At 36.6% G+C, this 8,954-nt stretch carries 6 protein-coding genes; 2 read left to right on the top strand and 4 right to left on the bottom strand.

Features of this window, described 5'->3' with window-relative positions:
* A partial coding sequence (locus tag J7K93_01950) for an aminotransferase class V-fold PLP-dependent enzyme (GenBank protein ID MCD6115752.1) occupies positions 1 to 1,724 on the bottom strand: 1,724 nt, incomplete at its 3' end.
* Between the two features lie 295 nt (positions 1,725 to 2,019).
* Here J7K93_01950 and J7K93_01955 point away from each other — a divergent pair.
* Complete coding sequence (locus tag J7K93_01955) at positions 2,020 to 3,438, top strand: C1 family peptidase (GenBank protein MCD6115753.1); 1,419 nt, start codon at positions 2,020 to 2,022, stop codon at positions 3,436 to 3,438.
* 86 nt (positions 3,439 to 3,524) lie between these two features.
* On the opposite strand, the gene J7K93_01960 is transcribed toward J7K93_01955, so the two are convergent.
* The 3 genes from J7K93_01960 to J7K93_01970 all read right to left on the bottom strand — a co-directional run bounded on the left by J7K93_01960 (position 3,525) and on the right by J7K93_01970 (position 6,896).
* Positions 3,525 to 5,039, bottom strand: a complete 1,515-nt coding sequence (locus tag J7K93_01960; protein ID MCD6115754.1) for an AMP-binding protein — start codon at positions 5,037 to 5,039, stop codon at positions 3,525 to 3,527.
* 179 nt (positions 5,040 to 5,218) lie between these two features.
* A complete protein-coding gene (locus tag J7K93_01965) occupies positions 5,219 to 5,845 on the bottom strand; it encodes a transglutaminase domain-containing protein (GenBank protein ID MCD6115755.1) in 627 nt (208 codons plus the stop codon).
* Entirely contained in the window at positions 5,829 to 6,896 is a 1,068-nt protein-coding gene (locus J7K93_01970; protein ID MCD6115756.1) for a hypothetical protein, read from the bottom strand. Before J7K93_01970 ends, J7K93_01965 begins: the two co-directional genes overlap by 17 nt.
* 359 nt (positions 6,897 to 7,255) lie before the next feature.
* Here J7K93_01970 and J7K93_01975 point away from each other — a divergent pair.
* A partial coding sequence (locus tag J7K93_01975) for a peptidylprolyl isomerase (GenBank protein MCD6115757.1) occupies positions 7,256 to 8,954 on the top strand: 1,699 nt, incomplete at its 3' end.

Here is an 8,954-nt window from a genome sequence, read left to right on the forward strand (position 1 = left end):
AAATTTATAAAAGAAAAATACCTAAGTTCTTCAAGCTCTCCTTTAAGTACAGGCAGTTTTTCAGGAAGCTTATCTTTTAATTTATCAGCAAGAGTATCAGCATCTTGAAGATAAGATCTGTAGAGACGGTGCCGGATGTCATTAGGCAGGGAACTGTCAAGAGGCACAAATGCTGATTTCAGAGCATGTTCAACGGAAAAATCACTGGCAGTGTTTATATCTTCGATATGTTCCCACGATCCTGAATCAAGATGAAAATTATAGAGCGGAAGGAAGCAGTAACCTTTATTTGCGATAAAATCAATAGCATCAATAATAAAATTTGCTTCTTCATCGTCCATAGTATAATGAAATCCTACACGGCACCAGCCCGGTTTTATACCCTCATAGCCTTCATTTATTTTTTCACGGTATCTTACTGATTTTTCATTATCAATATTTAAAAGTGTATGGCCGTAGGGCCCTGCACAAGAGCAGCCTGCCCGTGACTGTATGCCAAAGAGGTCATTCAGAAGGACTGTTTCAAGTTTAGGATGAAGATATGTGGACCAGGGATCTTTAACATTGAAAGATACAATCGAAATTCTTTTTGAGGGATCAGTATTACCGAGTATTTCTATGTTTGGGTTTTTATTCCATTTATTAAAAGCTCTTTTAAGCAGTTCATGCTCTCGTTTTTCAATTTTTTCAGTTGTAATAGTTTCTTTTACTTCAAACGCCATTGCAGCTTTGAGGGTTTGGAGTACTCCAGGAGTTCCTGCTTTTTCACGCTCTTCAATATCAGTAAAATAGTCCTGGAAACCGGAATTTACATACAAAACAGTACCTCCTCCGGCTACGCTTGGAGCAAGTTCCCTTTTGTAAATTTTTTCGTTAAATACCAGAACACCTGACGATCCGGGGCCGCCGAGGAATTTATGGGGAGAAATGAATACTGCATCAATGGACGTATCTCCTCCTTGAGGGCCGGGATCAGGGTTCATATCAATTTTTACATACGGGGCGCTTGCTGCATAATCGAAGCAGGCAAGAGCATTGTATTTATGCAGAAGGCGTGAGACATCAGGTACAGATGTTTTCATCCCTGTAACATTTGATGCAGCAGAGAATGAACCTATGCGGAGTCTGTTTTGGTATTCAGGTTTTTGCAGGAGTTCTTCGAGATGTTCGAGATCAATACCGCCGTCAGGTGCAAGGCGTATACGCTCTACTGCTGCTATGCTTTCACGCCATGTAAGCTCATTGGAATGATGTTCGTATGGCCCTACAAAAATTACAGGACGATGCTTATCTAAAAATTTAGAAAAGTCGGAAGTAGATTCATTTTTACAGAATTCTTTTTGCATAGCCCACAGAAAAGCTTTTGTAGCAGAAGTCAGTGCAATTCCTGTAATCTGCTGGAATTTATAAATTGCTGCTGTGCTTCCTGCACCAGTACAGATAATACGTCCTGAAGGCCCGGCATTGACAGATTCTTTTATTGTTTGTTCTGCCTTATGTAAGATACTGGTCATGCTGCGGCCTGTAAGGTCATCTTCTGTGTGAGTATTTGCATAGTGGCGCTGTATTTGCATTATATAATTTTCAACAAATTCGAGGCACCTTCCTGATGCTGTGAAATCACAGTAAACCATAAGTCTTTTACCAAAAGGTGTGTTGATTATTGAATCAATACCTACGGTTTGATCACGAAGAAAGGAGAAAGATAAATCGGTTTTTTCCATTAGCTGCTCCGGTGATTTTGATAGTATTAGACCATGTATGTTTTGAGTGTACAATTTGCTAAAAAAATATATAATTGTCAAGAAAAAGTAATGGAAACAAATTTGTATTTGCTACCGCACCCGACAGTGGAAATTATTTTTATTGACAGTAAAATCCGAGTAACAGTAATTACAGAAATCCTGAAAATGATTCTTGACACAGTCGTTATGTATTCTTACATTTATAAATATTAAGTCTGTTTTAATAAACAATTTCTGAAAATAGTTTTCCCTGTTTTAAACAAAAGGAGACGTTATGAACAAAAGAAGAGCTGTTTTATTGTTTTTATGCGGAATCTTTCTTGTATCCCATTCTCGTATTTTTGCTCAGGGTATCAAACCTGGTGCAGTTTCACCATCAATGCTTAAACAAATCAAATCATCAATGAGTTTAAATGGTAATACTTTAGGCATTATTAATGCTGTGTCTAACAATGATACAAGGAAGCTGATTGTCAATCGGGAAAATATTGGCAAAATTGATCATAATTTTGCAGTAAAACTGGATATCAAGGGAATTACAAATCAAAAATCTTCAGGAAGATGCTGGTTATTTACCAGTTTGAACGTCTTACGGCAAAAAGTAAAAGCAAAGTACAACCTTAAAAGTTTTGAATTCTCGGAAACCTATCCGTTCTTTTGGGATCAATTTGAGAAAGCCAATCTGTTTTTAGAAGGTGTGATAGAAACTCGTAAAGATGATATGAAAAGTAGAAAAGTTGAGTGGCTTTTTAAACATCCTGTAGGTGACGGCGGTGTATGGAACATGGCAGTAGCAATTATTGAAAAATACGGTTTGGTGCCTATGAGTGTTATGCCTGAAACCTATCACAGCCAGCATACAGGTTCCATGAGCCGTTTGCTTCGGCTTAAGCTGAAAGAACAGGGGCTTAAATTAAGGGCATTGTCTGCCAAAGGAAAAAGTACTGCATATTTAAGAAAAGAGAAAGAAAAAATGCTGGCAGATATTTATAAACTCCTGGTGTATCATCTTGGAAATCCTCCTGAAAAATTTACATGGAGATATACAGACAAAGACGGTAAGCTGAGTGCTGAAAAAACATTTACTCCAAAAGAGTTTTACAAAGATGCTCTTAATATAGATATGAATAGTTATGTAATGCTAATGAATGATCCGACAAGGCCTTTTTATAAATTATACGAAATTGAGTATGACAGAGATGTTTTTGAATCGTTCAACTGGAAATATATTAATCTGCCTGCAGAAGAGATAAAGAAATTTGCTTTTAAATCACTTCTGGGCGGAGAACCTATGTATTTTTCCTGCGATGTGGGAAAACAGCTTGACAGAGAGGCCGGTATTTTAAGTTTAAAAAACTATGATTATGAGTCGCTATTTGGAATGCCATTTAAAATGAATAAAGCCGAAAGGATCATGACATCTGCGAGCGGATCTACTCATGGAATGGCTCTCGTTGGTGTTGATACAACAATGGCAGGAAAACCGGATAAATGGCTTCTTGAGAACAGCTGGGGGCCGAGTGCAGGGCATAATGGATTTCTGACCATGACTGATAAATGGTTCGATGAATATATGTTCAGGCTTGTAGTACAGAAGAAGTACATGACACGGAAAATAGTTGATATCCTTAAACAGAAACCATTAATGTTAAGCCCGTGGGATCCGATGTTCCTGCCTGCGGAAGATATATAATTATAGATATATGAAATTTATTTATAAAAAAGCCGAATTCAATTTTCATGAATTCGGCTTTTTTTCTTGAAAACGATTAATTATTTCTAAGTTTGCAGTTTTTGTTTTATCACTTCAGTTATTGTTCTGAAATCAACTTTTCCGCTCCCCATTTTGGGAAGTTCTTCAAAAACAACAAATTGAGCGGGTATAGCAATAGAGGAAAGGCTTTTTGACATTTCCCTGATTATTTCCCTTGTATTTACATCCTGAGTAACAGCAGCAATTAATTTGGCACCTTTTACCCTGTCAGGAACATCAACAACACAGCAGTCTGTAGTTTCAGGCAGTATTTGCTGAAGAACGTTTTCAGTTCTAACCATAGAGACCATTTCACCGCCGATTTTAACAAATCGTTTAAGGCGGCCTTTGTGCCAGAGGAATCCATCTTCATCAAGTATCCCCATATCGCCGGTGTCGTACCATCCGTCTTTTATTCTCAGACTGGTTTCTTCAATATCGTCGTAGTATCCTTTCATTACATTAGGCCCTTTGACAAGTATTTTGCCTTCCTCGCCTCGTGAAACTTCTTTTCCTGTATTGATATCAACAATTTTTACCTTTACGCTTGGGAAAAGAGGCCCTATGCTTCCCGCTTTATTTGCTTCGAGTGTATTCACGGAAACAACAGGGCTGGTTTCTGTTGCTCCGTATCCTTCAAGAAGCACTTTACCATGTTTTTCCATGTAACCTGCTCTTAACTTGTCAGGAGTTTTGTCCGCACCGGCCACCAGAATATTCAGACTCTCAAAATCGCCGGGTTTTGATTCTCTTAGATATCCTGAAAAGAAGATTGGAGTTGCTGCTATCATAGTAGCTTTTTCTTCACGGATAATTTTTGGTACTGTTTTGTAGTCGATGGGGTTAGCATATGTTACTGCTGTGGCCCCGAGAACAAGAGGCAGCCAAAAATCAATGGTTTGACCGAATACGTGGAACAGAGGAAGTATTGCCATAATTGCATCTTTTTCCGTAAGATTGAAAACTTCGATTGCATCCAGAACATTGGAACTGATGTTAGTATGTGTTAATTGTACTGCTCTAGGTTCCTTTTCACTCCCGCTTGTAAAAAGAATTACTACATTATCATCAGGGTCAGCAGGGAAGGATTTTTTTAATATTCCGAAAGGAAGCATTGCTTTTAATGCAGATGAGAGTTTAATAGAAACCGAGACTTCTTTCAACAGGTCTTCTATTAAAATCATTCCGGGGACAATCGGGCATTTTATTTTTTCTAAGAGTGCTTGAGATGTAATAATTGTTTTAAAACCGATTTTATCCTGGGCATACAGGCAGTTCTGTTCCGCACCGGTTGAGTAATTTATCATTACCGGTACTTTTTGTGCCATTAAAGCACCAAGTATTGATAAAAAGCAGCCTCCTGATGTAGGTACCATTACCCCGATATAATTATCTTCGTATTTTTTTAGAAGTTTGGAGAAAATAATTGAAGCTATTAATGCTTTGGAATAGGTGAATTTTTTGTCGGTAGTCCTATCGATAATAGCTGTTTTTTTTGCATATTTTTTTGCCGACTTAATGAATTCATGGTGTAAAATCACGTTTCTGCCCTCCTTTTTCCAAGACTGTTAATATCTATTTAATGAAAGAAAATGGAATATTCAAGGAATATTTTATTCTTCTTCATGAATAATAATTATTCATATGGAGATATTGTATTGTAATTATTAGTCTTATAGAGATTCTGCATCACATCCTTTTTTAGAAAAAATTTATGTGCTTATTTAAAAATAGTATTAGAATATGTGTTTTGCATAAGTTTAATGAACGGCCCGGGTATAATATCAGAACAGATACCTCGAAATTTTACATATTCCACATGCTTCCTGCCGTCATGGGAACTTTGCGGCATCAGGCAGTCTTTTGTAATGGAAAAATCAGTTACAGGCCTTCCGTTCAGGTTACATAATTTTTCATCAAGTGTTGCATCAAACAGTATCCACTGGCTGTTAAGATAAAGTGATGCTATGCCATGATAGAGAATACGGTTGTCCTTAAGGATTGAATTATTCATAAAGTGATCAATAATTTCAAAGAATGCAATGCCTGCCGGAATGTTAATGCTTCTTGCAATTGCACAGAAAAGTATTGCTTTCTGGGTGCAGAACCCCTGCCCCTTTTGGAAGATGACAGATGCCTTCATATCTTCGGGTTTATCAGTAAGCCGAAATACATACCGTATTTCGTCTCTTATAAAATAAAACAGTTGTCTTATCCTCTGCTCCTCAGACTCAGCAGAGTCTATTATGGATTTTGTATATGCCCTGATTACATCAGAATTGCTGTCAATTGCATCTGTTGTTTTAAGAAAACGGGATATATGTAAAGAATTATTTCTGATCAGCATGAATTACAGCCTGTTTTTCAATGCAGCGTTTTTTGTATTCTTTTGCCAGTTTTCTATGTTTTTTTATTCGTTTTGCAGTCTCTTTATTAACATTTAAACCGATAATTAAATCAGCTTGTCTAATACATTCCTCATATAATCCCAATCCGAAATATGAAAGCATTAATTTCTGCCTTATTTCAGCTTCATTATAGCCGTAATTGGGTGTCCTGTTTTTAATATCTTTAAGTAATTTCAGGTATTGGAATGCAGCATCCTTAAAGTCATTTAATTTGAACAGGCAGTCTGCTATACCCCATTGAAAGAATCTGGACCTTGGGTATCTGTTGATTCCTCTGCGGAAAAGTATTAATGACTTGAAAAAATGTTTCCTGTCATATTCCACCCACGCAAGGCTGTTGATTCCAATCCATTTTGAGAATGTACCTTTATTGACAGCGAGTTCCAAAAGGCGTACGCCTTGTTCACGTTTATCTTTTATCCATGGCAGCCATTTCAGATATTTGTAAAAACGGCCTGACCAGTAATCATAGTTCCCTATACCGAGATAAGCGTCCCATAAAGAGGAATCAATTTTAACTGCTCTGTGAAGATAGCCCATGCCTTTTTTAGCGCTTACAAATCCCTTGATAAGTGCTCCTTCTTTTACCTGAAACATGCCTTTGTATGTATATGAAGATCCAAGATAGAAGAGAGTCCATGAATCATTATTGTTTATTTCTATGGCTGTTTCTCCGATATCAATAGCTCTGTTAATATAACTGTAAAATTCATCAGCCTGGGATGTTGTTTCGAAATCCATCATTTTTGACTGCAGAGTTGCAGCAAGATAGAAATTTCCTGCAATATTGTCAGGTTTCAGCTTTTTCAGGATTTTAAATGTGGACATGGCCGAATCGAACTGGCAGAAGAGTGTCTGGTCAATGCCTCTGCATATGAGCGAGTCTATACTTCCGGAAAACGGGCTTTGCCCGAAAATGCGCAGGGGCAGAAGTGCAGAGCCAAGCAGGATAATAGTAATAATATATTTGGGAACTACTGTTGTTTTCATACAAAAATATCCTGAAGAATAACGTATAAGTTATACTTTGCTGATGAATGTTCTGTACAAAATAGTTTTAATATTTTTAAAACGGATATCTTTAATAAATTTACAAATTTATATGATTTAATGCAAGCAGAGACTACAAATAAAAAAGATAAGTGTGCCCTGTGTATAATTCCTTGTTATATATATTTTAAATATACTATATCCTATGTTTAAATTCCATACAATTGCCAGAAGAGCTTTATTTTTGAGTCAATACTGCTTCAGATGCAAAAGGTGAAATATCTTGCATTTAAACCTTTGATTGGTTATATTTCAGTCTTAAAATTTAAATTGATTTACTAATAGGAGTACCCCGGCTTATGATGCAGATATTGCGTGACAAAATGAAGCATATTATGCTTTTAACCCTGCTTGCATTCCTCGCTACTATTATTTTCAGCTGGGGAATGGGAGGTTTTAAAACAAAACTTACAAAAGCTCAGCAGGGAATTATTGGTGTTGTGGATGGGACACAAATACACTATGAGCAGTTTTTAGCTGCTGTTAATAACCAGCTCGATCGTATTCGTGAGCAAACCGGGAATAATGATATTCCCGAATATCAGATAAAATCCATTCGTGACCAGGTATGGGAATCAATGGTAAGTGAAATTTTGATTCGGGAAGAAATTTCACGTCAGGGGTTACGTATCAGTGATGAAGAAATTGTATACACTCTACGTAACAGGCCTCCTGATTTTATTCGTAATAATGAGCAGTTTCAAACAAATGGAAAATTTGATTTTGCAAAATACCGACAGGCACTGGAAAATCCAAACAATTATCGATCATGGCTGCCGGTTGAGAACTACCTGAGGAATCAATTGCCTGCGCAAAAAATTCAGCAGAGAATAATAGCTTCTGTAAGAGTTACGGAAGATGAGATTCGAAACGAATACATGCTTGAAAACCAGAAAGTAAAAGTACGGTATGCTGGTTTTAAAATTTCTGATATTTCTAATGAGAATATACTTGTTGCTGAAAATGAGATTAAAAAATACTACAAAAATCATAAAGAAAATTTTAAAGTTAACGAACAGCGTAAAATAGAATATGTTGTTTTTCAAAAAATACCTTCAAAGGATGATTCTCTGCAGACATATCAGGATGCGGAAGATATTATCAAGCAGCTGAAAGCGGGATCTGACTTTTCATCTTTTGCTAAAGACTACTCCGAAGACCGGTCAACTGCTGTTAAAGGCGGGGATCTCGGATTTTTCGGTAAAGGTGAAATGGTCAAGCCCTTTGAGGAAGCAGCTTTTTCTGCAAAGATCCGCGATATCATCGGCCCTGTAAAGACACGTTTCGGCCTTCACATCATTCAGGTTCTTGCAAAAAAACGTGAAAAAGGAAAAACAAAAATCCATGCACGTCATATTTTAATTAAATTTATTCCCAGTCCTGAAACTGAAGAAAATGTGAATACTTCAGCCAACTACTTTTATGAAGAAGTAACGGATAAAAGCGCTAAGCCTTTTAATGTTACTGCAAAACTGGAAAACTATGATTTAAAAGAGACAAATCCATTCTTTAAAGGAAATTTTATTCCAGGCATTGGTGTTGCAAGTCATATCAATTATCTTGCATTTAACAATAAAAAAGGATGGATAAGCCGTCCAATTACAATTAATGACAATATTATTGTATTCAGAATATCAGATATTATCGGAGAATACATAAAGCCGCAAAAAGAAGTTGAGAAAGTAATCCAGGCCACTCTTGTCAGGAAAAAGAAAAAAGAAAAGTGCAGGATACTTGCAGATAATTTCTACAAAAGTATTTCCAATGGAAGAACTTTCGATAAGGCGGGCTCTGAAAAATCTATTAAAATTAATGAGACAGGTTTCTTTGGATGGAATGACTATATTCCGCAGGTAGGTAAAAATATTTCATTTACAAGCTCGGCGTTCAGTCTTAAAAAAGGAGAATTCTCAAAGCCGATTGAAACAAATGACGGATATTTTATCCTCAAGGTTATTGACAAACAATCTATATCTGATCAGGCTTTTAAATCTCAAT

The organism is bacterium, assembly GCA_021158245.1.
GTDB lineage: Bacteria > Zhuqueibacterota > QNDG01 > QNDG01 > QNDG01 > QNDG01.

What these genes read in the sequence shown, in the direction of transcription:
- J7K93_01970 (MCD6115756.1), bottom strand. Translation starts at nt 6,896, where the DNA reads ATGAAAACAACAGTAGTTCCCAAATATATTATTACTATTATCCTGCTT.
- J7K93_01965 (MCD6115755.1), bottom strand. Translation starts at nt 5,845, where the DNA reads ATGCTGATCAGAAATAATTCTTTACATATATCCCGTTTTCTTAAAACA.
- J7K93_01955 (MCD6115753.1), top strand. Translation starts at nt 2,020, where the DNA reads ATGAACAAAAGAAGAGCTGTTTTATTGTTTTTATGCGGAATCTTTCTT.